Genomic DNA, 24158 nt, shown 5'->3' with positions numbered 1-24158 from the left:
GACCAACAGCGCTTGCAGCCGGTTTGGCCGGAGCCCATAATAAAGGCAGCCCGGGCAAACTGATATGAAGGCGAGTGACCAGAAATGAACTTACGGAAGACGGCAAACATCCGAATACCCACAAGGAAACTACTGCTGGCCTCTATATCGGCCGCAGTAGTTTTTGCGTTATCATCCCCTGCGCAGGCGGAGCCGGTCCAGGCACCTCCCGAAATGCTGTCGTATGCAGGGATTCAGCTTCCGGAGGGCGCCGTATTTGAGCACGGAGATAACCAGATCCGTTATGCAGCCATCGGGGATGGTCAGGTTCGCATCTCCGTGATCGGTGCATACGGACAGATCATGCCCATCGCTTCGTTCGCGAAGCATAAGCTGGAATTCATTTCTTCTATCCAACGTACCGCTGATCAAGGTTTTGTGATTGCCGGCGGTCCTGTCGCCGTGAAGTTCGCTGCGTCGGGAAAGCCGGAATGGGAATACGATCTTTCTTCCGCTGCTCCGACCGGAACAATTCGTTCCGCTATTCAGCTGAAGGACGGCAGCATCATTGCAGCGGTTACCGAGCCTGGCGACATGCCTAACGCCAGCAAGCTCTGTTTGGTACAGCTTGCGGCCAGCGGCAAGGTCATCAAAGAAACGGAACTGAGCGGAGTCCTATTCGATAACGTGGGCAGGCTTTTGACTCTATCAGACGGAGGCTTTGTGCTGGCGGGGGAAGCGTTCATGAATGAAGGGAAAGAACAGATTCTCGTTGCCAAGTGGGATAAAGACCTGAAAACCGTATGGCAGAAGCGTTTCGAGCCGGCAGAGGATACCGAGAATCTGTGGATCACCGCGTTATCCGAGGGAAGCGATGGAGCGCTTGGACTGTCCGGCTACTATAACCACCCGAATCCGGATGGAGGATATCGCTACCTGACGACCGGTTATGCGATAAGCCTTCAACAAGACGGCGCGCTGAAGTGGATCAACAAACCTGATCCGTCGCTGGAGCGCAGCATGTTAAACGATATCCAGCCCGTTCCCGGCGGCGGCTTCATAGCAACCGGAACGGTCAACCAGGACTGGCATGGCACGGTTTCAAAACAATGGGTCTGGAAGCTAGGCGAGCATGGTGACACCCTGTGGAGCAAAGCGATTGAGCGTACGACCTTCAACAGCGGGCTCTTCGTGCAGCCGCTGCGGAATATGGCGCAGCAGGACGCCGCCTTGCTGATCGGTACGGCAGACGGGGAGGACACCCTGATTAAAATCGGATATTTGAATAGCCGATAAATCCTGCTTGAACCTTGAAGACAACGAAAAAGCCGCATCAAGCCGGCGGATATGCCGGTGACCTGCGGCTTTTTGGCTCGTACCCGGAACAACAAACTTAGTTCACCTGGGCTGTATCGTCGGCTGAAGGGCCGTAAACACCTGGAACAGGAATATCGAGAAGCCGTAAGTATACCCCGAGCTGCGCCCGGTGATGGACCATGTGGCTGAGTCCGAAGGTGCGCAGCGCAATCGCCCGCGGCTCGCGCAGGATGATATGGTCGCCGTGACGCAGCGTCCATTCCTCTTCAAGCATGTTCACGTCACACTCTGCAATCAGCTTTTCAAGCTTGACAACGTTCCCATCGAACTCCTCGAGAACATCCGCGCGGCTTTCCAGTGCGCTCCGCCGCTGCGGCATGGTCGAAAGATCGACCTCCGGGGATTGAAATATCGCAAGTTGCCAGTTCAGCAGGTTGACCAGATGTGTCGCCAGTCCTCCAAGCGTCATCGATTTCTCGTGCGGCTTCCATGCCATGTGCTCTTCTGGCAAGCGTTCCAGAACGCGGCGGGTTTGGGCCAATTCCTGTGTAACGTCTCCGACGATCAGTTGTTTAACCATTACCATATCATCCTCTCCTCCCTTATGCTTTTAACATACTATAAATGACGGATGAGAAGGAATTATTTTTTCGCCGTTTGATATGAAGTAATCTCTGCGGGTGACTTTTGGGGACGATTTTAATTTTCAGCCCGTTGCGGATGCATATATTTTCCCGCCCTGCCGAATACTTTTTACTTGGGGAAGTGCGCAGGTTAACAAGTAAAGGAAATAGGTTATTCTATATAAGGGATGGTTCCCATTTTAGCTCCCCTCTTACATAAGAAAATGGACGACAGTTACATTTCATTCCTAAGGGAGAATCAAATCTGTGGCGAATAAATCAATTTTTGCGGTATGGATCAGCCTGATCAGCAACGTGCTGCTGACCATTTTAAAAATAGTGACAGGTCTCGCTTTTAACAGTAAGGTGCTCGTGGCGGACGGCATCCACAATGCCGGAGACGTCGTGGCCACCATTGCCGCCCTTACTTCCGCCCTGGTCTCAAGAAAACCGGCGGATGAAGACCATCCGTACGGGCATGGCAAAGCCGAGGCCATTGCTTCAGGCCTGGTTGCCCTTATTCTGATCATGGCGGCGCTGCTCATGGTATATAAGTCCGTTGAGTCCTTTTTCGAGCCTCCCGCTGCTGCCAGCTGGATTTCCCTGTTCGCCGCTCTCGTCTCCCTGATCTGGAAGCAGGCGCTGTACATGTACTGCATCCGGATCGGCAGAGCAGAGAACAGCCGCAGCCTGATGGCAACCGCATACGACCATATCGCTGATGTGTACGCCTCCGCTGCCGCTTTTGTCGGAATCGGCATTTCGCTGATCGGAGACAAATACCATTGGGCCTATACCGAATATGGCGACTCTGCAGCCGGTATTATCGTATCCTATCTGGTCATCCGTTTGGGATTTAAAATGGGCAAAGAAGCGATCGATATTCTGATGGATAAGAACATTACGAATGAGCAGCTTTCGGAGCTAAGCACGATCATTTACTCCGTGCCAAACGTCAAGCGGGTGGACAGCATCCGTGCACGCGAGCTTGGCAATGCCATTATCGTCGATGTAAAGGTGTCTGTCCCCAACCAGCTCACCGTGAAGCAGGGGCATGACGTCAGCCGTGAAGTCAAAAAGGCGATTATGCAGCGAATGAAGCTGGTGGGGGACGTAATGGTGCATCTGAACCCATGGTATGAAGAAGGCGAAGAAGAATCGTAAAAGGATTGCGTCCTGTCCCTTATCATGAAAAAAGTTTGATTTATGACGGATTGGTTATGGTTTTTAGTAACCCGCATAAATTTCATAAAGATGGAAAGGGATGATTCTATTGAGCTGCAACAAACGTCCGGGAAAACATCCGGTAAAAATACTGTCAACGGCGGTTGTCCTGAGCCTTAGCCTTGCCCTGTCCGCCTGTGGAGACGCCGACACAAATACGGATACGCCCACAAATGCCTCCACTACGGAGCCGGCAGACAACAGTGCCAATGATTCCAATGCGGCTCCTGATAACGGTACGGCAAGCGGAGACGTTAATAGTGTTGATAGTAAGGATTCTACTGAAAACGTCACCACCCCTAAGGAGGAAACGCCGGACAATTCGCAGACACCGCCGGGCAGCAGCAACCCTTACGAGACCGCTGGCATCGATCATCCGGACCAATTCAACAAGTTCTTCACCAGTGTGCAGAAAGCGGTTGCGGACGGAGATAAGGAACAAGTTGCAGATGCCGTTCTGTACCCGCTGCGCGTGAACGCGAACGGCACAAGCCAAAACTATAAGGACAAAACAGCATTCTTGGCCGATTACGATTCGATTATGACGGATTCCGTCAAGAAGGCGCTGGCGGATCAGAAGCTGGACACGCTGTTCGTAAACTATAAAGGTGTTATGGTCGGCAGCGGAGAAATCTGGTTCGGTGCATCGCCCGATGCTAAAGATAAATATGGAATCATCGCGGTCAACAAGGATCAACCGGGAACGTCCAAAAAATAACAAGCAAACAAAGGGCTGCTCCCTGGAGTCAATAAACATTGACCCGGGAGCAGCCCTTTATTGCTTGCTTTTGTCTATCCGAGAACGGGCGCGTCGACCAGACTGACGGAGTGACGGCTCGTTCCATGAAGCTCAAAAATGGTAATTTCGTTGCGCCCTTCCTTCAGAAGCGGCGCCGGAATGTACAGCGTCTGCTGCGGCCCGGCTTCCCAGTAGCGTCCGAGATTGAAGCCGTTCACGTACACGACGCCTTTCTTCCAGCCGTCGAGACGGATAAAGGTATCCGCTGTGCCGTTAACGTCAAACGTTCCTTTGTAGAATGCCGGCCCCTCCGCTTCCGTTCCCCCTTCTTCGCCTTGCAGCGGCAAGAAGGTCAGGCCGGACAACTCATTCAGCGGCAGCGGACGGATCGTCCAGTCGTAAAGGAACTGGTTGCCGAGACGGATTCCTTCGGTAATTCCCTTCGGATCCCTCATCAGCGGTCCGTAATTCACGCGTCCCATATTCTCGACGAGCACATCGAGCTGCAGTCCCTCCGCGGGAATCTCGAGCGGAATGCCTGCCGGATTCCAGCGTTCCACCACACCTGCGTATTTGCCGTCCGCGAATACGAGCGCACGGTCTCGCACATCCTGGAGCACAAGCCCAAAGCCTTTTCTCGGACCGCTGATACGCGTCGAGTAGAGAATGAAGCCATAGCTTTGCCCAAGCTTCTCCATCGGTTCCGGGCAGGCGCGGCGGACAGGCTGAGACAGATGATCCAGATTCGCGAACAACCCGGCCTGCTCTGTCATTGCCACCTCGCCGTATGCCTTTTTGGCAATCGGCTCGGGCAGTTCGAGCTCCGGCAGGTCGGTATATCGTGAGAGCACCTCGCGAACCGCATAAAATTTCGGCGTCGGATCACCGGCTTCGCTGAGCAGCGTATCGTAATCATAGCTCGTGACCGTCGGTTCATAGCGCTGAATGTGATTAGCCCCGTTATAGAAGCCGAAGTTGGTGCCGCCGTGGAACATATAGAAGTTCACTGAACCCCCTTCGCGAAGCATCTCGTCGAGTGCTTCCGCCACATCGTCCGCAGGGCGGGATTGATGCTCTTCCATCCAATGATCAAACCATCCGTTCCAGAATTCCATGCACATCACAGGGCCTTCCGGCTGGTATTCGCGAAGCTTCTCGAACGCTTCCTTGGCACGGGAACCGAAATTAACGGTCTCCAGAACGCCTTCGACCATGCCTCCCTGGAGCATATGATCCTCGGGGCCGTCGGAAGTGAACAGCAGCACATCCATGCCGCGGCTGATCATGCCATCCTTCAGGTAATTCAAGTACTGCTTATCGTTGCCGTAGCTGCCGTATTCATTCTCAATCTGCATGGCGATGATCGGCCCGCCGTTCGTGCAGAGCAGCGGCTTCAGCCGCGGCAGCAGTTCATCGAAATAGCGGTCCACCTTGGCCAGGTATTCCCGGTCGTAGCAGCGCAGCCGCATGGATGAATCCGCCAGAAGCCATGCAGGAAGTCCGCCGAATTCCCACTCGGCGCATATGTATGGACTCGGACGGACGATGACGTGCAAACCGAGCTCGCCTGCCGTACGGATGAATGTTTCGATATCGCCAAGGCCGTCGAATACGAATGTTCCTTCCTCCGGCTCATGCACATTCCAGGCCACATACGTCTCCACGGTATTGAATCCGCAAGCTTTCAGCTTCAGCAGCCGGTCGCGCCAATATTCCGGGACGACGCGGAAGTAATGGATGGAACCCGACAAAATGCGAAGGGGACTCCCTTCGTACACAAAATCATTTCCTTGTACCTTTAGCTCTGCCATTAGCGTTTGATCTCTCCCTTTCGGTGCCCTGTTGTGGCCCTATTCCCGCCACTAGCCCTGTCCGGCTTATTATAAGCCAGAATCAGGGCTAGGGGGATAGCATATTTTGAATATTTATCGTTCTAGCCTTTCACGCCTCCGAGCATCATGCCTTCCGTCAGCTTTTTCTGCAGCAGCATGTAAATAATGACGGTCGGAATCAGGACGATGACAAGACCCGCGAACAAAGAACCCCAATCCGTCGCGAACTGCTGCACCTGCATCAGGTTGCTGAGTCCGATTGGAATCGTCTTTTTCGCATCGCTGGTGACCAGCGTCATCGCAAGCACATACTCGTTCCAGAAATCGAAGAAGCTGAATACGACCATCGTAATGATCCCTGGACGCACCATCGGCATGATAATGCGGAACAAGGTGGAGAAGTATCCGCAGCCGTCGATCATCGCCGCTTCCTCGAAATCGGGCGGAATGGACTTCATGAATCCCGTCAGCAGATACACCGAGAAAGACAAGCTGCCTGTCGCGTAAACGGCACTGAGCCAGAATCGATTGTCCAGCATATGCAGGTCATTCATGATGATGAACAGGGGTACGATAATATACACCGCGCCAATGAACAGACCCGCCATATAAATGTTGGATATCAGCTTTTGGCCGCGGAAACGCATCCGTCCAAGCACGTAAGCTGTCGGTACGGCCATCAGAATCAGCATCGCCATTGACAATATGACGACCAGAACGGAGTTCAGCATATAATCGCCGATGTTGGCGGAAGTGAATGCCCGGACGTAATTGTCCCACTGCAGCGATTTCGGAAGGCTCCACGGACTTTCCATGACCTCCGCATTTGTCTTGAACGAGGCAAGCACGTTCCACAGGAGCGGGTACACGACGGCCAGCGCCTGAATAATAAGTACAATACGGAGCAGCCAGTTTCGGATAATGATCATCGGTTTCACGGTTTTATGCTCTTTACGGGAAGGAACTGCCGCGGTGGTCTGAAGTTGTGTCATATCAGTTGGATCCCCTTTCCGTAAGTTTGTTGCTGATCAGCGACAGGATCACGGAGAATACGAATACGAACACACCGATGGCCATCGCATAACCGAAGTTGGAGTTCGTGAACGCCTGCTGGTACAAGTAGGTCATGACCACTTCCGAATGTCGGTCCGGTCCGCCTGCCGTCATGATTGTGACGATAACGAAGCTGATCGTGAGCACCCCGTTGATGCTGAAAATGATCGTGATGCGGATAATCTCCCACAACATCGGAATCGTGATATGAATGAACTGCTCGAACGGGGTCGCCCCGTCGATGCTTGCCGCTTCATACAGATCCGGCGAAATGCTGTCGATCCCCGCCATGTAGATTACCATGTAATAGCCCGCTGCCTGCCAGATCAGCGTCACGGCAAGTGCCCACAGCACGGTCCGCGAATCGCCGAGCCAGGCCATGGCGTATTCGCCGAGGCCGAGCATTTCCATACCCGAATTCAAGAATCCGATCGTCGGATGGTAAATGAACGACCAGAGGATCGCAATCACGACAAAGGACAGAATGCTCGGGAAGAAGAACAGGGTACGGTACAGCCCTTTCTCCTTCAGCTTCGTACGGGTCAGTATGGAAGCGTTGACCAGTGCGATCAGGAGCGTAAACACAGGGACGATGACGATCAGAAATCCGGTATTCCGCAGAGCGAGCAGGAATACGTCATCCTGGAACATGTCTACAAAGTTTTTAATGCCGATGAATTTGGGCTTATCCCCAACCCCCGTCCACAGGAAAAAGGATTTGTAGAACACCTGCATCGCCGGATACAGCTTGAACAGGGCGAACAGAATCAGGCCGGGAATAAGACAGGCGGCCATGAAAAAGCGCCGCCGTGCTTTTAAAGTCATTCTCTCCACTTCCTTCACTTTGGATCTGGGCTGTGCCTTGCCCGGCCCGGTTAGCTGGACCGGGCACTGCCAGCCTCTTCTGTCTGAATAGCTTGCTGCCTAAAGAGGGATGTGAGAATTACTCCGCCGAGTCCTTCAGTTCCTTGCTGACCTCGGTATACATCTTGTACATCTTCTCGCTGTACTCGTCCAGGGTCATTTGCTTGTTCATGAGAGAGGAAATCGATTTGTAAACCTCGTCCTTCGGACTGTACCGGCTGCCTTTGGCCACCGTCTTAAAGCTGCCGTTTACAAGCTCCATGCCGTTATCAACGGCTTTATATACGTTGTATGTCGTTTCGGAAATATATGGCTTGGCCAAATCCGCCGCATCTTTCACAGCCATGACGGCTTTGGATTTTTCAGCGTTGAGCTTGATGCTCTTGTCGGTGTAAATGTATTTCAGGAATTCGGCTGCCAGCTCCGGATTCTTCGCTTTGGCCGGGATGACGATCTGCTCAATCTGACTCATCGCTTTCACGCTGCTGCCGGAATTGAACGAAGGAATGCCCAGGAATCCGAACTGGAATCCGTCTTCGCGCGGCGCGTCTTTCATCTCGTCCTCAAACCAGGTGCCGTTCGGAATGAACATGGCCTTCCCCTGCATGAACGATGTTTGCGCCTGGGTGTGGTTCAAAGCAACGGTGCCTTTCATCAAGCCGTTATCTTCATTCGCAAATTTCAGGATATTGCCCCATACCTGCTTGAACGTATCGCTCTTCCAGAATTCAGGGTCGTAATCGAAAAATTGATCCAGTGCCTTTTGCCCGCCGAGGTCATAAATGGATGGAATGATCACCTCATCGAGATATCCCGGATAGAGGCCCTGATACGTGAAGAGCGCTCTTCCGTTGTCCTTGGCCGTTGCGTTCAATGCGAACAGCTCTTCCCAGGTTTTCGGCGTCTGAATGCTCTTCTGGTCGAACAGCGCCTTGTTGTACCAAAGCCCAAGCACGCCAAAGTTGAATGGAGCAAGGTAGATTTTACCGTCGCCATATGGAGCCATGGAACGGGATTCGAGCACGCCCGGAAGCATTTTATCCTTGAGCGCGCCGCTGCCGTCATCTTTATTGAAAATGTCGCTGAGATCCGTCAGCGCTTTATCTTTAACGAGTCCGTCCAGAATCGGCAGATTGTCACCCCCGGCAATATACATCAAATCCGGCGGATTGCCCGCTACGATTTTGGGTCTGACCAGCTCGGCGATTTTCGGACTCGCCGTAATGTTGATTTTGGTACCCGGATGCTCCTTCATGAACTCTTCCGAAACCTGATCCCAGTACTCACGTCCGTATCCGCCCTGGAACACGGCGATGTTGAGTTCGCCGTTCGCTACTTTTTTGGAGCCGCTATCACCCGTTCCGGCCGCATCCGTTGTTCCTTCATCCGAACTGCTGCCGCATCCGGCCAGCAGGGATGCCGACAATGCGCAAACGCTTACAGCGGATAGAATCTTATTCCATTTCATTTCATGACCTCCTTGTCTGTTTGTTGTCATTATACATTCGCTGAAAGCCCTGCCAAATGGAGAAACCCTGTGAATGTCATGGACGATTTTAAGCACTTACAGAAAACGTTCGCAAAAAAAATGGACGATTCTATGATCGCCTCTTAGAATGCTGCAGGTTTGGGTTCGCATTATTGCAAAGCTGTAGTTTCTTTGGATTTGACCTGTTTAGGCGGCACGCCGTAATGCTTTTTGAACAGGCGATTGAAATAAAACGGATCATGGATGCCGACCTCTGCCGCCACCTCTTTCACCAGCCATTGGCCTGATGACAGCAGCTCGTAGGCCTTGGCCATGCGCAGCTCGTTGAGGAATGTCATGATGCTTTTCCCCGTATCCGTCTTAAAAATTTGGCATAAATAGGTCTCCGACAGATTCACATGCATAGCCACGTCATGGATGGAGACAGCGCGAGGGTAGTTTTCCTCCAGATAAACGAGCGCCTTGCGTACCTCCGGCCGGGTTGCGCGGACACCCGCCACGCTTCCGGCATGCGTGAGCACCTCCTGTGCCAATTCCTCAATGATGGTCATCATTTCCGTATCGGCATTCGCCCCGGTAATGCGCTCCAGCCAAAGCGAATGGTCGAAGCCCCGGAGCGGCTCCAAGCCCAATTTGCGGCTCAAGGTCCACATGCCTTCGCAAATGACCCGTTTGACGATGCGTGGATACAATCTGCGCAAGGCCGCTTCCCGGATCATATGCTGGGCGCGCCGCTCCCAGCTGGCGAGGAACTCGGGAAGCCCTTTGTTGATTTCTTCCAGCCATTCGGCTTCCAGCTGCTGATAACCGGGGTCCTCGTCGACGGCCGCATCCCGGCAAGATAGGCAGCACGAACCTGCAGCTTGATAGAAGAAGAGCGGCTGCGCTTCCTTGCAAAGCCGGATTTGCTCTGCCAGTTCATGTGCCCGGGATGCCGCATCCCCGTAGATGATGTCTACCTTCATGCTGTAATACATCGAAGCCAGGCTGCGAATACGCTCAGCCATTTCCGACGGCTCGGCATTGTCCGCAGCCGAAGGATACGCTGCTGCGAACAGGAAACGCTGGTCCTCGTCCGCTAGGGTGCACTGCCATGTGCTTCCGGGGTATACGTCACTCCACAATTGGCTGAGCGAATGCTTCAAGGACCCTGCATCTCTTGTCTCACCTACGGTCTCGACCTGAATGGCGAAAGTATATACCGCATGATCATGCGGCCATAAGTCTTCCATTCGTTCGATGCAAGGCGCATCCGCCCCTTCCTTCAATCGGTACAGGGAAGACAGCACCTCTTGAATTCCGCCTGCCGCTTCCTGCGGCAAGGCTGCAGGGGCTGCTTGCGGCTGACGCTTCTTCGCATCCAACTTCTCGGCGATCTCTCCCAGCGTCTGCATGAAATTCTCGCTCTTCAGCGTCAGCTTCAGCATATAATCATGCGCACCGCATTTCAGCGCTTCGCGCACCAGCTCAAAATCGTTGAAGTTGCTGAGCACCAGGATCTCTCCGTCAAATCCCGAAGCCAATAAATGTTTGATGAGCTCGATTCCATCCATTTCCGGCATTTTGATATCCGTGATCACGATGTCCGCGGGCTGTTCCTTCATCATCTTAAGCGCAGATTTGCCGCTCGCTGCGGAACCCGCATACACGAATCGGCTGCCTTCCCACTGAATTAACGTTTTTACCGCATGCCGGACAATCATTTCATCATCCACAATCAGTATTTTATACATATCGCTCCAAATCCCCCTCGTTCGTATAAACCGGAAGTGTAATGACCGTCTGCGTGCCTTCGCCGACAATGCTGGACATGACGAGCCCGAAGGCTGCACCGAAATGCAGCTTGATTCTCTCGTCCACGTTGCCAATGCCGAGACCGGACAGCTTGGAATGGGATTCACGCTTTATCTTGGCTTGGTTCATGTCAAAGCCTTTTCCGTTATCCGTAATACAAATGGTCAGCACATGGTTCTGGCGGCTGGCCTTCACCCATATGCCTACTCTCCGCTCATCGTCACCCACGCCGTGCAAAATGGAATTTTCCACAATCGGCTGCAAAATAAACTTCGGCACCAGATTGGCTGACAGCTCTTCATCCACCTCGGTATGCAGAACAAAAGAGTCGCCGTAGCGGATGCGCTGAATGGTCGCGTAATGCAGAAGATTCTCGATTTCGGTTTGCAGCGGGATGAATTCATCCTTCACCATAATGGTGCTCCGCAGAAGCTCCGACAACGATTCGATGCCGTTAGTGACCGATTCGTTGCCGCCAAGCATGGCGCTCCATTTCAACGAATTCAGCGTGTTGAACAAAAAATGCGGATTGATCTGGGCCTGCAGCATTTTCAGCTCCGCATCCCGCTTGGCCTGCTGTTCCGACTGCACCTGCCCGATCAGCTGCTTCAGCTGCTCAACCATGCCGTCGATCGTCTCCGTCAATTTGTCCATTTCATCCGGATAAGAGGACCGGGAGCTCGTCGTCGCTTCCAGCCGCCCCATCCGGATTTGCTTGGCGTACAGCAGCAGCGAGCGCATCGGATTGCTGATCGTAAAATAAATCCATGTCGAGATGAGGCCGGACAACAGCAGCACAACGAGGCAGATCCACACGATATTGCGCCGCATCTCCGAAAGCTCCGACAATATGAACTTCTGCGGAATCATGCCGACGAAAAACCAGTTTGCCGAACGGATATAAGAGCTTGCCACCAGGAATTGCTGGTTATCCACCTTCGTATGGAAGGCCGTCAACTTTTCCTCCTGATGAAACTGTTTGTCGATCGGTCCGAAAATTTCCTTGCCTGCAAAGCTGCTCCCCTTCGGAATAGTATCAGACAAAGACGAGATGACCATGCCGTCGGCATCGGAAATATAAATGCTGCTTCCTGCACCTAAATTGACGAACTTATAAATATTGCGCGAAAACACCTTTTCGTCGATAAAAATGATCAAGTACCCGAGCTGCTTATTCAGCTTGTCTTCGGCATAGATTCTGCGGCTAAGCGCAATCGTATTGGTGCCGCGGCCCGAACGGAGGTACGTCCAGTAAGCGTTTCCAAAGGATTGCTTCGTCGCTTCCAGCATCGACTGGATTTGTTTGGCCGGGTACAGCTCGAAGCCGAGGTCGTAGAACGACTCGCCGCTGTTCGTCAGGATCATGACGTTGCTGATATTGCCCAGCTGAAAAATTTGCTGTGCCAGCTCGTCCCCATTTTGGGTTTGAAGCTGGTTTTTCTCGTAGTCGCTCATCTGATCAAACCGGGGCAGCCCTTCCTGGATGTAGGGATTGATAATGATGTTCTCGCTCAGCGTCTCATACTGCTCCAGCTCGCGCGTCGCGTTCTGGGACAGCTCATCCAGAATTTGCATCGAATAGGCGCTGATTTTATTCGTCACGGAAGTTTCGTATTTCATGTTGGAATACACACTGACGAATACGACAGGCAAAATGGAAGTGATGATGAACGCGGCGAGCAGCCGGTTCTTGATCGAAAGCCGCCTCAGAACGAAAGACTTGCTCTTGATCAGGGAGTACAAGGAGTCCTTATGCATCTTAATCACCTTACGTTTATGTCATCTCCCGGAGCTTCAGGCCGCCCCGAGTTGTACCTATACAATAACCGCGCGTGTCGAAATCAGTCAACGGGGACGAACACACCGAGAGTCTGCCAGAAGCCCTAAACATAGCAAAACCGCGGCGGAAGGTGTCCGCTGCGGTTTATTTCCTCGCTATATATTTTCTATCGTTCCCGGATTATATCATTCCGGCAGCTGAAGGCTGATGGTGACAATTTCCGCGGGACCTGCTTCGATGGAATTCAGGTCTGCCAGGTCCAGCGGCTCCTCCATAATATTGCTGCGCCTTGCCTCCCTGTACGCGAATGCAGGCTCGACAGTCAAGGACCGTTTCGCGTGTGCTTCATTATACCAGCGGGCAATAACGCTCCCGGTATCCTTGGACATTTTGAGCGCCGAGAAGATGAGATCTTCTCCCTTCCAGTTCAGAAAGGAGTGTACGACAGGCAAATTGCCTCTATGAATGCCCGTCTGACGTACAGACCACGGAACCTGGAACTGCTGCGCGCCGATCATGGTATCGGCCTCCGCCCAAACCACCTTCTGCCCCTGATCCGCCGTTCCGAACGGAAAGATCGCAAGCCGGACCGTATGACTCCCGCGGCACTGCGCTCCGGGCGTCGGGAAGTGGCCCCAATCGCCCATTTCCCCGACCGCTCTCAGCAGGGTAACCGCGATGACCGCCGTCCCTTCCGTCAGGATCTCATATTCCGGGAGCCCTTGATTGGCGATGGTCAAGCCATGCTTCTCATCATGAATCGAAACGAACGCCTGCTGATGATGGCAGTTGCTCGGGTTCGCCCATTCCGCTGCCGGCACATGACTTCGCTCTGCCGCTTCAAAGATGGACTCCGCCTTATGCTTCGAAGCGTTCATCCCCGTACCGAACAGCATCCGCAGCCTGTGATCATCCGCTTCATTGATGAACGTCGACTCCACCTGCACGCTCCTTCCGGAACGTTCAAGCGTCACTCGGGTATGGATATGCAAATCCGTTTCGGCTTCAGATCTGCCTGCGCTCCTGCCTGTGAACCATACAAGCTCTTTCTGCTCTTGCCCCAGACTCTCGTCGGCCGATGCCGGAATGCGGATCGTATGATGAATATCAAAGGAAGCCCGGAACGGCTCATCTTCCGCAAGCGTAATGACGGCACTGCTGCTTCGGGTTGTAATCGCCTTATCTCCGGCAGGCTGCCTGTACATGTACTCGTTGCCGATATCTCCGGTGTCCTCATAGATGCATAAGTCGCTGTATTCCCGGCCCGTCCCTTTATCCACAAGCGTCAGGGAACCATTCGCCTCAATGGAAACCGCCAAATATTCATTTTCCATGCGCTGATTGCCGGTCACCAGCGAAGTCGGACGAAAGCCGGTCTGATCCGATGGAATGGATTCATCAGAGGATGAAGTAGTTCCCTTCAGCTTCGAGGCTGTGTCCTCCGTACCTCCCAAAATGAGGGCAAATGCTTTGTAACCGAGCGCAGGCACGCGTTCCGCTTCGAAATAAAGCTTGATTCGCCTCGTGAAATAGGGCTGCCGGAAGCGGTCCTCCGGAAGATCGTAGCCGAACGCGATTCCTTGATCCTCGAAGCGCATCGGGATGTCACGCCCCTCCGGATCGACCAGGCGCAGAGGGGCGAGCGGAAGCGACCGCAGCTTCCTTTTCATCTCCGGAAAACTCATGCCGCTGCCAAAATAGATCCGTTCGAGCTCGATTTCGGCTGTCACTGCTCCGGTACGCTGCCAGCCGGTCGTGTTATATACAACAAAAGGAAATGCGGCATCTCGTTCATGAAGATGGAGATAATCCTCAAAAATGCATGTATCCGTCTGACCTGCCAATGCCTCCAGGCTGTCCGCGGCAATCGCCTCGGCCACTTGCCTGCTTTTGGCAAACCGGGTGACCATTTCCTCATGCACCTCATCGACGCTGCAGCCGCAGATGCTGTCATGCGGATGGTTCTGCATCAGCGTCTTCCAGGCATACTCGAGCAGATGGTGCGGATAAGGCGCACCTCCCGTCAGGTGGGCGAATACCGCAAGCGGCTCTGCCACCTTTTCGAGCAGAGTCTGTCCCCGGTTGTTGAGCTGTTTCAGATATATGCGCGAGGACGCCGTATTGACCAGAGTCGACCATCCGTCCGTGTGCTGGCTCCGCAGCTCTCCGCGCACGACGGACAGATGCCCGGGGGCTGCTTCGGACACGTCCCTGATATAGTCCGTAAAGTTGGAGTGGACGAATTGATGCTGCGGAAACAGCGCCTCTGCCGTCCGGATTGCATCGGCCACGTCCCGTTGCACGGGCTGATGGTCGCAGCCGTTCATCATGAGCAGATGGGACGTGGAAGCGTAAGCGCCCGCGTCTTTCAGCTTCTGCTCCCAATACGTCCGCGCCGCGTCCGTCCCCACGGGGATTTCGTTGCCGTTGCTGTACCAGTTGGCGAAGAGGATGCCAAGCACGCGCGAACCGTCAGGCGCCTCCCAGATCATCTCGGAGTAGGGAGATTCGTAAGCGGCAGCCGTACTGACCTCATTGTTGAAGCCGGTCGGCTTCACGCCGCGCCCGAATACCGCATTGCCGATCCCGGCCTGGCGCAGAAGCTGCGGCGCCTGGCCTATGTTGCCGAAGGAATCGGGGAAATATCCTGTTTTGCTCACGGCCCCGAAGCTTTGGGCATCCTGATGCCCGTAGAGCAAATTACGCACGTTGGCTTCCCCGCTCGTCAGGAATTCATCCTGCAGAACATACCAGGGACCGATATGAATGCGGCCTTCCCGGATGTAGCGTTCCAGCAGCGGACGTTTTTCAGGGCGAATCTGCAAATAATCTTCCAGCATGATCGTTTGGCCGTCGAGGTGAAAGCTCTTGAAGCCTGCATCTTTTTCCAGCACGTCCAGCAGATTGTCCATCAGCTTGATCAGCCGGACATGATGCTTCTCGTAAGGCAAATACCATTCCCGGTCCCAATGCGTGTGCGAAATGATATGCACGGTCTTCGATTCAGTCAATGTTCTGCTCCCCATTCTCTTCCCAGGTTATTTGTCGTCCGTCCGTATTAGCCGACAATGCCGGTCCGCTCCACGCTCTCGACGAAATACCGCTGCACGAACAGGTATAAAATGATCAGCGGCGCCGTCAGCAGCAGCACGCCCGTGTTCAGCAGCATGGATTGGTAGACGAGATCCGGTTCCTTGCCGAGCGCCGAGCCCATATCCATCAGCTGCGTGGACAGTACTTTGACCTTGCTCAGGAATAGAGACACGTAATAGCTGTCGTTCCACTGCCAGACAAACGAAAACAGAAGCACGGTGACGATCGCCGGAACGGCGTTCGGAAGCATGATCCGGTAAAAGGTTTTGAGCACGCCCGCACCGTCCACAAACGCCGACTCTTCGATTTCTTTCGGAATCCCGCGGAAAAACTGGCGAAAAATATAAATGTAGAGCCCGTTTTTGAGTCCCATCGCGGTCGCCGAGGAAATGATGAACGGCCAGAAGGTATCGATCAGGTTCAGGCTGGACTTGCCCGAGAACAGCTTCACCAGGCCGAACAGGTCAAAATACCGGTATGTCAGATACAGTGGAATCATGATGGTCTGCGGCGGCACGACGATCGTGAAGATGACGAGCCCGAACAGCAGGCCGCTGCCCTTAAACTTCAGCCGGGCGAAAGCATAGGCCGCAAGCGCGCAGGAAGCCAGCTGAATGATCGTTGTCCCCGCCGAGATCAGGAAGGTATTCAGAAGCGCCGAGAAGTAGTGGGTCGCCTCCATGGCGATCTTGATGTTATCGAGCGTAAAATGCCGCGGAATCCAGAGCACGGTCGGATCGTAGATGTCGACTTTGCTGCGGAAGGCCACCGACAGGCGCAGAAACAGCGGAAACAATATGATAAAGCAGAACCCGGCGATCATGACGGTGCGGACGATCACCCAAAGCCAAAGCTTGGATTTTTCCAGCGGGTTGAATCGGTATTGGATGATGTCTGCATATGCGGCAGGCGATTTCATGGCCTTCTCCTCCTTTTCAGTCGTAGTAGAACACCTTTCTGGAAATGATGGCCGTGGATACGCCCAGAATCACGGTCACGACCGCAAAATAGACCCAAGACATCGCTGCGCTCTGCCCAAATTCGAACGATTTGAACGCCGTTTCGGAAATCAGGGAATTGATGGAATTGTGGCTGAACGAATCAATGATGGAATATACCGTGTTGGTCAAAATAAGCGGCGTCATCATCGGGAACGTCACCTTCCAGAAAATTTCGTAGCCGGTCGCTCCTTCGATGCGTGAAGCTTCGTACAAAGCGGGCGATACGGACTGCAGTCCGGCAAGGAAAATCAAAATTTGCACGCCGGAGGAGCTGATGATCTCGTAAATCCGGTCGACCGCGCCCGTAATGTAATCGACGAACATGGGGGCCAGCCCCGATTCGGTCAGCATTTTCTTCAATTCAAAGCTCTGCATGAGCCCGCCGCTGCCTTCGCTGCTGCCGCCGCTCATAGTCGAGCCCCCGACGAAGCTGCTGATGTCGAGATTCGCGATCGCGGCCGATGCCAGAATGACCGGGAGGAAGAATATCGCCCTCGCCAGCGCCCGGCCCCGAAACTTCTGGTTCAGGAGCACAGCCGCAAACAGGCTGAAAATGATGATGATCGGGACGTTGACCACCATATTGGTGACCGATTCTGTCAGCCTTCTCGGATAATCCGGATTCGTCGTGAACAACTGGCCATAGTTGGACCAGCCCTTGTAATCGACGGCAAATCCTCCCTCGACCAGATGAATCGAGCTCAGGCTGAACCGGAAGGACTGGATGAGCGGCAGCAGAAACAGGATGATGAGCCCAAGAAGCAGGGGCGACACGAACAATACGCCGTACCACTGCTTTTTCTGGGACAGGGTGAGTGGTTTTCTGAACATTGTTATTCACCCCCTACGTGATAGCTCAGCGGTTGAAGCTGCAGGCCGTCCACGGCTACCGCCGTATGGTTGTAATTGATCGTCACGCTGACTCCGTTCTGATACGTCGTGCGGACCACGCCGGGAGCGAGCTTGCTGTGGGCCGTAATGACCTGGCTCCGCACCTTGGACAGAACCGGGCTGGATTCACGGTAGAGCTTCACCGCTTCGTCAAACCAGTCCTTGTAATGCAGCGCATACAAACCGTTATATTCCGTGTCCTTCACTTGAGAAGGATCGGCCGCGAACCATTGATAATACATGGACGAACCCGTTTCCAGCGATTGAAGCATGGAGTGGCGCGGACTCTGCAGCTCATCCATATTGTATGGAGCCCCGGCCAGATCGACGTACCCATGCAGAGCCATCTGGAAAAAAGGAATTTCCTCATCCGTGATGTTCAGGCGGCTGCTGCGTACCGGAGCATTCACGATCATGCCCGCATAGGGCAGGCTGTACGCATTGCCGCCGTCGATCATGAGCGGTCCAGCGGCATCGCGGAGGCGCGAAAGCTCCTTGGCCGAGGCTGTAAGCGAGTCCTGGCGGTTTACGGGATGCGCGGGATCGAAATCCGAATTGACCTCTTTGCCGAGATCTCGCAGCGAAAGCCCGGATACGCCAAGCTTGGCATAATCCTTCAGGAAGCCGTCCACCTGCTTCGGCAGCTGGCGCGGCGACAGAATATAGTGGGAGAACCTGCTTGTATCCTTCGCGTAAGTGACGGGATTATAGGCGTACACTTCCGCTTTGCCGCGGTCAAGGAGCGTTGCCGCTCCCGCTTTGCCTTTGTACTTCTCCAGGAAGGCGGCGTCCGGATAAAAGCCGATGCCGTTCTTTTTCGCGTAATCCGAAAGCTTCATGAATCCCTTCTTTCCGCCCAGAACGCCCGGGATATCAATGTCCGACGGTGAAGAATGGCGGATTCCCCCGTTAAACCAGCCTACCAGGCGAAGGTTGATGCTGCCGATTCCCGCGTCCTTCAGCTTGCCCAGCATCTCCTCCGTTTCGGCGAAGGTCGTTAAAGGCTCCGTCGACTGGTAAGGGATGCCCAGGATGGATTTGCTTTTGCGGAATGCGCCGATCAGCTCCAATATGAACGGGGCCTCCGATGATCCATCAAGGGGTTTCCATTCATATTTGGCTGCAAGATAGCTCCGGTAGGCGGCTGCCATGCCCGAATAATCGGCGGAAGCGCCGGAGAGAAAGGCATATCTCAGCTGCAGGCTGCCTTGATAAGTCCCGGTCTGAAACATGGGCACCGCGCTCGTTTTGGTGCCGGAGGACAGCGTATAATAGTCCATCGCCGTCACCTGAAACTTGCCGCTGACGGTATTGTAAGAATCGTTGCGCCCGCTGACGTCCGCTGCGATGCTGGCCCCGGCTTCCCCGTCTTCGATGATGCCGATCAGCGCATGGTCGTTTTGCTTGAGACCGAATACCGGCAGACGCGTAACCTCGTTCGTCTGGATTCGCTCCTTGACGTCAAAGGTTCCGTCGTTGCCGTACACCGGCAGGCTGTAAGGCTCCGCATTCAGCTTCTTGTTATTCAGATGGATGAGGGCCCCCGATCCGTCGGGTACGAAGATGTAGCCATTTTTGCCCGTATCCGCCGCGCCGAAAAATTTCAGGATTTGCAGCGACGCGATCGGATAGGCTTTGTTGAAGGCCAGTTCCTTGGCCGGAACCGATACGACGAGATTGCTGCCGTCCAGCGTATATACGAGTGGAATCTTGAATTCCGCCTCCGCTGAGGCTTCGGCTTCGCCCGCTCCATTCTCCTTGTTGTCCTGCGCTGCATCCTCTGCCGTATAACCCGCAGCCTCGAGGACCGCGGAAAGCTCTTCCGCGATATAGTCCTGCAGCTTGCGGACTTCGTACACCTGCTTTTTCTCGTCGAAACGGAATTTGAATTTCACGTCATCCCGCTGGTCCGCATCCTTGATCCGGTCCAGAATTTCCTTCTCAAAGCGTTCCTTGCCGACAACCTTCGGGATGTTGGCGAAGGAAGAAGCCATGTTTCCCAGGTGGTACTCCACGCGTATCCCCTGGTCTACAGGTGTCATTTTGAACTGTTTCTTAGCGACGCTGTCGTCGTAACTGTTGAAGGCGTTGATCTGCCCTTTTTCGTTGTAATAAGTCAGCAATACCTGCGCAGACATTTCGGATTGATACAGCGGAGAGGCCTGCTCGTCATCGCTTCGACCAGGCGGATTCGAGAACCAGATATAGCCGTTTCCTTTTTCCTGAACAGCGATTTCCGCGGTCTCCTTATTCACGTACAGGCTGAGCCGGTCATTTTCCGCCGTCTTTTCCATCTTGCCGAACGCTTCCAGCTCCTGAGGCGTATTCTTGGTTGCAGGCAGATTCGGAAGCGGCGCCGATGCCGGGATTATATTTAACGAAGTCTGAGCCTGTTCCTTTCCAGCAGCCGGCGAATCCGCTAACGGAGCAGATTCTGCCTTGGATGCATCAGCTTCTTTTCCAGGAAATGCACCTATGCCGGCTCCGGCGATTCCCGCTGTCAGGAGCAGTGCGCACAGGATGCCTGCGGCTTGTTTTTGGCGAATGCCCACGTTCCATCCCTCCTCCTTGGCGTCTACGTCCTGAATGAAATTTCCTTATAGATGGAGCTGACGAAATTGATCATCTGCTGCAGCATGCTGAAGAACAGCACGCCGAGGAAGATGATGATTCCCATCACCACAAGCGTCAGCAGCATCGTCACGACGGTTTTTCCGGCCGAATACTGGTGCACAGTCATCGTACCCGTAAACAGGAGCCATACGAACCAAATCATGGCGACCGTATTGAGCAAATAGTAGAATGAACTTTCATCCGCGGTAATGACGTTACTGTACAGTACTTGAGGAAAGTAGATCAGCACCAGCGGCAGCAAAGAATATGCCGTCGCGATAATGATTTCGGTGAATTTGCCTTCGCCGTCCATCAACGTCGTCAGCGACCAGTTGGCGATGCACCAGAGCAGGAACGGAAGCACGATGAATTTGAGCTCATCCAGGCTGTTCAATTGCTCGGGATTGTTGAAGTTGATGACGAAGCCATTGAATTGTCGCTTCACGATCGTGGCGATCACCAGCAGCGCCATAATAACGAATGCGACGCTGAGTCTGCCTTTACGCTCGTACTTCATTTCCCAGAACCCGTTAAAGGGATGAAGCATCGTGTAAAACGGATTGCGGACAATGCCGAATTCCTGATAAAACTGTCCCTTCGTCTTGCGGCCCGCCAGCTTGACGCCGGCAATCACCACAGCGATGAAGAACACGATGACCAGAACGATCGTACCGAAATGCTCGAACACAACTTCCTTCCGGTATCGCTTAAAGGCTTCGGAATAATATTCCCGGCTGTTCCCCAGCTTGAAGTAGGTCATCGCCTCACGGTTGTCTCCCTGTTTCAGGAGCGACTTGCCGATGCCGATGTAGGCTACGTCGAAATTCGCGTTCAGCTGCAGCACCTTTTTCCAGTCAGCCGTCGACTGCTCCGCCTTCCCTTCGCCCAGCGCGGTAACGGCGCTGCGGATCAGACTGCCATAGACAGTCGGGACAAAAGCCGACAGACGGTTGTTGTCCTTGTCAAGAACGAGCAGCCGGTCGCCATGCATCTCGATCGCCGCCGGCGTCCGGAAATTTTCCTGCTGGCTTCCGAGCCCGCCGAACTCGTACAGAAGATGGCCGTCCTTGTCATAGGTAAAAATGCGTCCCCGCTTCGAATCGAGCGCGCTGTACATGCCGCCCCGGTCCGGAATAACGTCAACGAAAATAGAGCTCCCGGGCACGCTGCCTCCCTCCAGATTTCCCACATCCCCTTTGGGCGGGAAATATCCTTTGCTGCGCAGGATGTCCGTTCCCGAAGGATTGAGGCGCTTCAGCGGCTGGTCGGAGTTCTCCTCCGACGTGGACGTATATATAAAACCGCTGTCGTCCACATCGAGGTTGTTGAATTCGATCGGTATAAACTGCTGCATCTGCTCGCGCTGGGCCTTGGTGGATATCCGTTTCCAGAACAGGTCCACCGGACTGAACTTCACCCGGTTCGTGCCGATGAAGCCGCTGAATGCGCCGTCCGAGTCAAACTCCATAATGCCTTCGTAGCTGCCTTGGCTGATCACATACAGCCTTTTGGCCTTATCGACCGCCAGCTTGACGGGAAGATATTGAAAACCCGGCCGGAGCAGCGTCGATTTCGGTTCGTTCACGACCCGGACCAGCTTCCCGTCCCGGTCCAGCTCGACGATCCGGCGGTTATCCGTATCCGCAACGTAGATATGCCGGTCCGCATCCACGAATATCCCCTGCGGATGGTTCAGGCTGTCCTTTTGGCCTTCATGCTCGAATTCGGCAATGGCGCCGATAAGCTTCAAATCCCGGTCCAAAATGACGATCCGGTTGTTGCCGGTATCGGCAATATACAGATTGCCTTCACCATCCGCATAGATGTCCTGGGGAGACGATAACGCCCCGATGCTCCACTCGCTGCCGTATATGACCTGATCCAGCGTGAAAGGCTCCGGTGCGGGTACGGGGGTCCCCCAGAAAGAATAGTTGTAGGCGGTGTCCCCCGCCGAGGCAGGAGCTGCGCCGATGCCCGAAGTCAGGAGCAGCGCGATCATGAATAAAGCAAACCTTCTCTTCATCTGCATGTCCTCCTGTTATTCCTTCAAGCCCGATGTGGACATCGTTTGAATGATGCTGCTCTGCGTGACGATGAACACGGTGATCGGCACGATCATCATGAGCAGTGTAACCGCCGCGACCGGACCCGTCCGGACCAGGCCGCCGCTCGCGATTTGGCCGAACACGTAATCCACCGTCTTCAGCTGCTCGCTATAAATATATTTGTGGCTCGTCACGGAGCCGTTGGTCCAGAGACTTTGCAAGGAGAAGATAATCAGCGTCAGCCAGGCGGGCCGGACGATCGGCATGACGATCTGCCAGTAGATGCGGTACTCGCTCGCCCCGTCAATCTTTCCTGCCTCCAGCAGCGCATCCGGGATCTGTTCCATGAATTGCTTCATCAGATACAGCCCGAGCGTCATCCCGAATGCGGGAAGAAGGATCGCCCAATAGGTATTGATCAGCCCCAGATACGAAATGATCATATAGTTCGGAACCTGGGTCACGTATACCGTAAACATGAGCGACAGCACCACGATGTTAAAGAGAAGCCTTTTACCCGGAAAACGGAGCTTCGCGAGCGGATACGCTGCCGCCGATGCCAAAATGACATGGCCCACCGTCCCGATGATCGCGATGAAAAACGTATTGAATACATACCTCGTAAACGGCACCCAGGAATCGCTGAAAATGCCGACGAGATCCGTAAAGTTCTTAAAGGTCGGGTTGCGGACGAACAGCTTGGGCGGAAAAGTGAAGATTTCGTCGATCGGCTTGAATGCGTTGCTGATCGTGAACACGAGCGGCAGCGCCATAAAACAGGCCACGCCGCCCAGCAGCACGAACAGCAGCAGATCGACGCCCCAGGACCTGTTCAGTCTTTTCGGCATTTTAAGTACCCATTTCATGCTTTATTCACCTACTTTTCCAAGGAGCTTCTGGGTAACGAGGTTCACCGTCAGCATAATCGTGAACAGAACGGTGGCGATCGCCGACGCGTAGCCCATTTCAAACCGGATCGTACCGTAATCGACAAGATGGGTCACAATCGTATGCGCCGCGTAATCCACGCTCGGAAATCCGATCAGGTAGATCGAGATTTCCGCTACGGAGAAGGCTGAAGCGATCTGAATGACCGCACCGAACATCAGCTGGGGCCGCATGGCCGGCAGCGTGATGAACCAGAGCTCCTGCCAGCGGTTGCGGATGCCGTCGATGCTTCCTGCCTCGTACATGGTCCGGTCCACGTTCTGCAGTCCGGCGATAAAGGCCAGGAAGGAGGTGCCGAGGCTCAGCCACAGCTGCACCAGGATCAGGATCATCAGCACGTACCGGGAATCCTGAAGCCATTGGAGCGGCTCCATGATAAAGCCCCACTTCATGAGAAAGGAGTTGGCATAGCCGTACGAATCGCCTGCAAAGAGCAGCGTCCAGATCAGATACGTATTGCCCGATATCGACGGGGCATACAGAACCAAGGTAAGCAGCGCGCGAAGCTTCGGCGGCAGCTCATTGATCAGCCAGGCGAACATAAAGCAGGCGATATAGCTGATCGGGCCGGTGATTGCTGCGAAGAGCAGCGTGTTTTTCAAGGCGATGAGAAAAATATCGTCCTGAACGAACAACCTTGCATAATTCTGCCAACCGACCCATTGGGGAGGCTCCAGAAGATTGAAGTTGGTGAAGCTTAACACAAAGGACAACAGCACCGGAATGACGGTAAAGGTGCAAAAAATAATGAAATATGGAGCCATCAGCACATAAGCATGCCGATTCTTCTTCATTTCAGTCCATACCCGCCCGGCTTTGCGCCGGAGCATGCGTCCTGGCGAGCCGCTGCCGGGAAGAGCTGCCCCCGGCATG

General features: G+C 54.0%; 17 protein-coding genes and 1 pseudogene. 3 read left to right on the top strand and 15 right to left on the bottom strand.

The window, feature by feature from the left end:
• The first annotated feature begins 84 nt into the window (after positions 1-84).
• A complete protein-coding gene (locus ACTHPM_RS00755) occupies positions 85-1275 on the top strand; it encodes a hypothetical protein (RefSeq protein WP_440393288.1) in 1191 nt (396 codons plus the stop codon).
• A gap of 97 nt (positions 1276-1372) precedes the next feature.
• Here the strand turns inward: ACTHPM_RS00755 and ACTHPM_RS00750 are convergent, their stop codons facing one another.
• Positions 1373-1876, bottom strand: coding sequence for a DinB family protein (locus ACTHPM_RS00750; RefSeq protein WP_440393287.1), 504 nt, complete (start codon positions 1874-1876; stop codon positions 1373-1375).
• 301 nt (positions 1877-2177) lie between these two features.
• Between ACTHPM_RS00750 and ACTHPM_RS00745 the strand changes: the two genes are divergently transcribed.
• A complete protein-coding gene (locus ACTHPM_RS00745) occupies positions 2178-3083 on the top strand; it encodes a cation diffusion facilitator family transporter (protein ID WP_440395312.1) in 906 nt (301 codons plus the stop codon).
• Between the two features lie 109 nt (positions 3084-3192).
• On the top strand, positions 3193-3861 hold the full coding sequence (locus tag ACTHPM_RS00740) for a hypothetical protein (RefSeq protein ID WP_440393286.1): 669 nt from the start codon (positions 3193-3195) through the stop codon (positions 3859-3861).
• A gap of 74 nt (positions 3862-3935) precedes the next feature.
• Here ACTHPM_RS00740 and ACTHPM_RS00735 read toward each other — a convergent pair whose 3' ends face one another.
• From ACTHPM_RS00735 to ACTHPM_RS00670, 14 genes and pseudogenes are all read right to left on the bottom strand, one after another.
• Complete coding sequence (locus ACTHPM_RS00735; protein ID WP_440393285.1) at positions 3936-5693, bottom strand: glycoside hydrolase family 35 protein; 1758 nt, start codon at positions 5691-5693, stop codon at positions 3936-3938.
• Positions 5694-5815: 122 nt separating this feature from the next.
• Positions 5816-6706, bottom strand: coding sequence for a carbohydrate ABC transporter permease (locus ACTHPM_RS00730; protein ID WP_440393284.1), 891 nt, complete (start codon positions 6704-6706; stop codon positions 5816-5818).
• A 1-nt stretch (position 6707) separates the two neighbouring features.
• Positions 6708-7592 (bottom strand): carbohydrate ABC transporter permease, encoded by an 885-nt coding sequence (locus ACTHPM_RS00725; protein WP_440393283.1) that lies wholly within the window; start codon positions 7590-7592, stop codon positions 6708-6710.
• A gap of 118 nt (positions 7593-7710) precedes the next feature.
• Positions 7711-9099: a carbohydrate ABC transporter substrate-binding protein gene (locus tag ACTHPM_RS00720; RefSeq protein ID WP_440393282.1), complete on the bottom strand. Its 1389-nt coding sequence runs from the start codon at positions 9097-9099 to the stop codon at positions 7711-7713.
• Between the two features lie 170 nt (positions 9100-9269).
• Complete coding sequence (locus ACTHPM_RS00715; protein ID WP_440395311.1) at positions 9270-9671, bottom strand: helix-turn-helix transcriptional regulator; 402 nt, start codon at positions 9669-9671, stop codon at positions 9270-9272.
• Between the two features lie 876 nt (positions 9672-10547).
• Positions 10548-10853, bottom strand: a pseudogene (locus tag ACTHPM_RS00710) (response regulator); the annotation flags it as partial.
• Positions 10846-12672 carry a sensor histidine kinase gene (locus ACTHPM_RS00705; protein ID WP_440395310.1) on the bottom strand — a complete coding sequence of 609 codons (1827 nt, stop codon included), beginning with the start codon at positions 12670-12672 and terminating at the stop codon, positions 10846-10848. The gene ACTHPM_RS00705 and the pseudogene ACTHPM_RS00710, both read right to left, overlap by 8 nt.
• A gap of 207 nt (positions 12673-12879) precedes the next feature.
• Entirely contained in the window at positions 12880-15705 is a 2826-nt protein-coding gene (locus ACTHPM_RS00700; RefSeq protein WP_440393281.1) for an alpha-mannosidase, read from the bottom strand.
• A 47-nt stretch (positions 15706-15752) separates the two neighbouring features.
• Positions 15753-16706, bottom strand: a complete 954-nt coding sequence (locus tag ACTHPM_RS00695; protein WP_440393280.1) for a carbohydrate ABC transporter permease — start codon at positions 16704-16706, stop codon at positions 15753-15755.
• Positions 16707-16722: 16 nt separating this feature from the next.
• Entirely contained in the window at positions 16723-17619 is an 897-nt protein-coding gene (locus tag ACTHPM_RS00690) for a carbohydrate ABC transporter permease (RefSeq protein ID WP_440393279.1), read from the bottom strand.
• A 2-nt stretch (positions 17620-17621) separates the two neighbouring features.
• Positions 17622-20231, bottom strand: coding sequence for a DUF5696 domain-containing protein (locus ACTHPM_RS00685; protein WP_440393278.1), 2610 nt, complete (start codon positions 20229-20231; stop codon positions 17622-17624).
• Between the two features lie 23 nt (positions 20232-20254).
• Positions 20255-22315 (bottom strand): YIP1 family protein, encoded by a 2061-nt coding sequence (locus ACTHPM_RS00680; RefSeq protein ID WP_440393277.1) that lies wholly within the window; start codon positions 22313-22315, stop codon positions 20255-20257.
• 15 nt (positions 22316-22330) lie between these two features.
• Positions 22331-23203, bottom strand: a complete 873-nt coding sequence (locus ACTHPM_RS00675) for a carbohydrate ABC transporter permease (protein ID WP_440393276.1) — start codon at positions 23201-23203, stop codon at positions 22331-22333.
• A gap of 3 nt (positions 23204-23206) precedes the next feature.
• Positions 23207-24115, bottom strand: a complete 909-nt coding sequence (locus ACTHPM_RS00670) for a carbohydrate ABC transporter permease (RefSeq protein ID WP_440395309.1) — start codon at positions 24113-24115, stop codon at positions 23207-23209.
• Between the last annotated feature and the right edge of the window lie 43 nt (positions 24116-24158).

The organism is Paenibacillus sp. SAFN-054 (genome assembly GCF_051966755.1).
GTDB lineage: Bacteria > Bacillota > Bacilli > Paenibacillales > Paenibacillaceae > Paenibacillus_AQ.
Note: the sequence above shows the minus strand (reverse complement) of the source record. Positions and strands in the feature narration are given on the sequence as shown.

What these genes read in the sequence shown, in the direction of transcription:
- ACTHPM_RS00725 (WP_440393283.1), bottom strand. Translation starts at nt 7,592, where the DNA reads ATGACTTTAAAAGCACGGCGGCGCTTTTTCATGGCCGCCTGTCTTATT.
- ACTHPM_RS00720 (WP_440393282.1), bottom strand. Translation starts at nt 9,099, where the DNA reads ATGAAATGGAATAAGATTCTATCCGCTGTAAGCGTTTGCGCATTGTCG.
- ACTHPM_RS00695 (WP_440393280.1), bottom strand. Translation starts at nt 16,706, where the DNA reads ATGAAATCGCCTGCCGCATATGCAGACATCATCCAATACCGATTCAAC.
- ACTHPM_RS00715 (WP_440395311.1), bottom strand. Translation starts at nt 9,671, where the DNA reads ATGACCATCATTGAGGAATTGGCACAGGAGGTGCTCACGCATGCCGGA.
- ACTHPM_RS00705 (WP_440395310.1), bottom strand. Translation starts at nt 12,672, where the DNA reads ATGCATAAGGACTCCTTGTACTCCCTGATCAAGAGCAAGTCTTTCGTT.
- ACTHPM_RS00670 (WP_440395309.1), bottom strand. Translation starts at nt 24,115, where the DNA reads ATGCTCCGGCGCAAAGCCGGGCGGGTATGGACTGAAATGAAGAAGAAT.
- ACTHPM_RS00755 (WP_440393288.1), top strand. Translation starts at nt 85, where the DNA reads ATGAACTTACGGAAGACGGCAAACATCCGAATACCCACAAGGAAACTA.
- ACTHPM_RS00675 (WP_440393276.1), bottom strand. Translation starts at nt 23,203, where the DNA reads ATGAAATGGGTACTTAAAATGCCGAAAAGACTGAACAGGTCCTGGGGC.
- ACTHPM_RS00750 (WP_440393287.1), bottom strand. Translation starts at nt 1,876, where the DNA reads ATGGTTAAACAACTGATCGTCGGAGACGTTACACAGGAATTGGCCCAA.
- ACTHPM_RS00680 (WP_440393277.1), bottom strand. Translation starts at nt 22,315, where the DNA reads ATGAAGAGAAGGTTTGCTTTATTCATGATCGCGCTGCTCCTGACTTCG.
- ACTHPM_RS00690 (WP_440393279.1), bottom strand. Translation starts at nt 17,619, where the DNA reads ATGTTCAGAAAACCACTCACCCTGTCCCAGAAAAAGCAGTGGTACGGC.
- ACTHPM_RS00735 (WP_440393285.1), bottom strand. Translation starts at nt 5,693, where the DNA reads ATGGCAGAGCTAAAGGTACAAGGAAATGATTTTGTGTACGAAGGGAGT.
- ACTHPM_RS00730 (WP_440393284.1), bottom strand. Translation starts at nt 6,706, where the DNA reads ATGACACAACTTCAGACCACCGCGGCAGTTCCTTCCCGTAAAGAGCAT.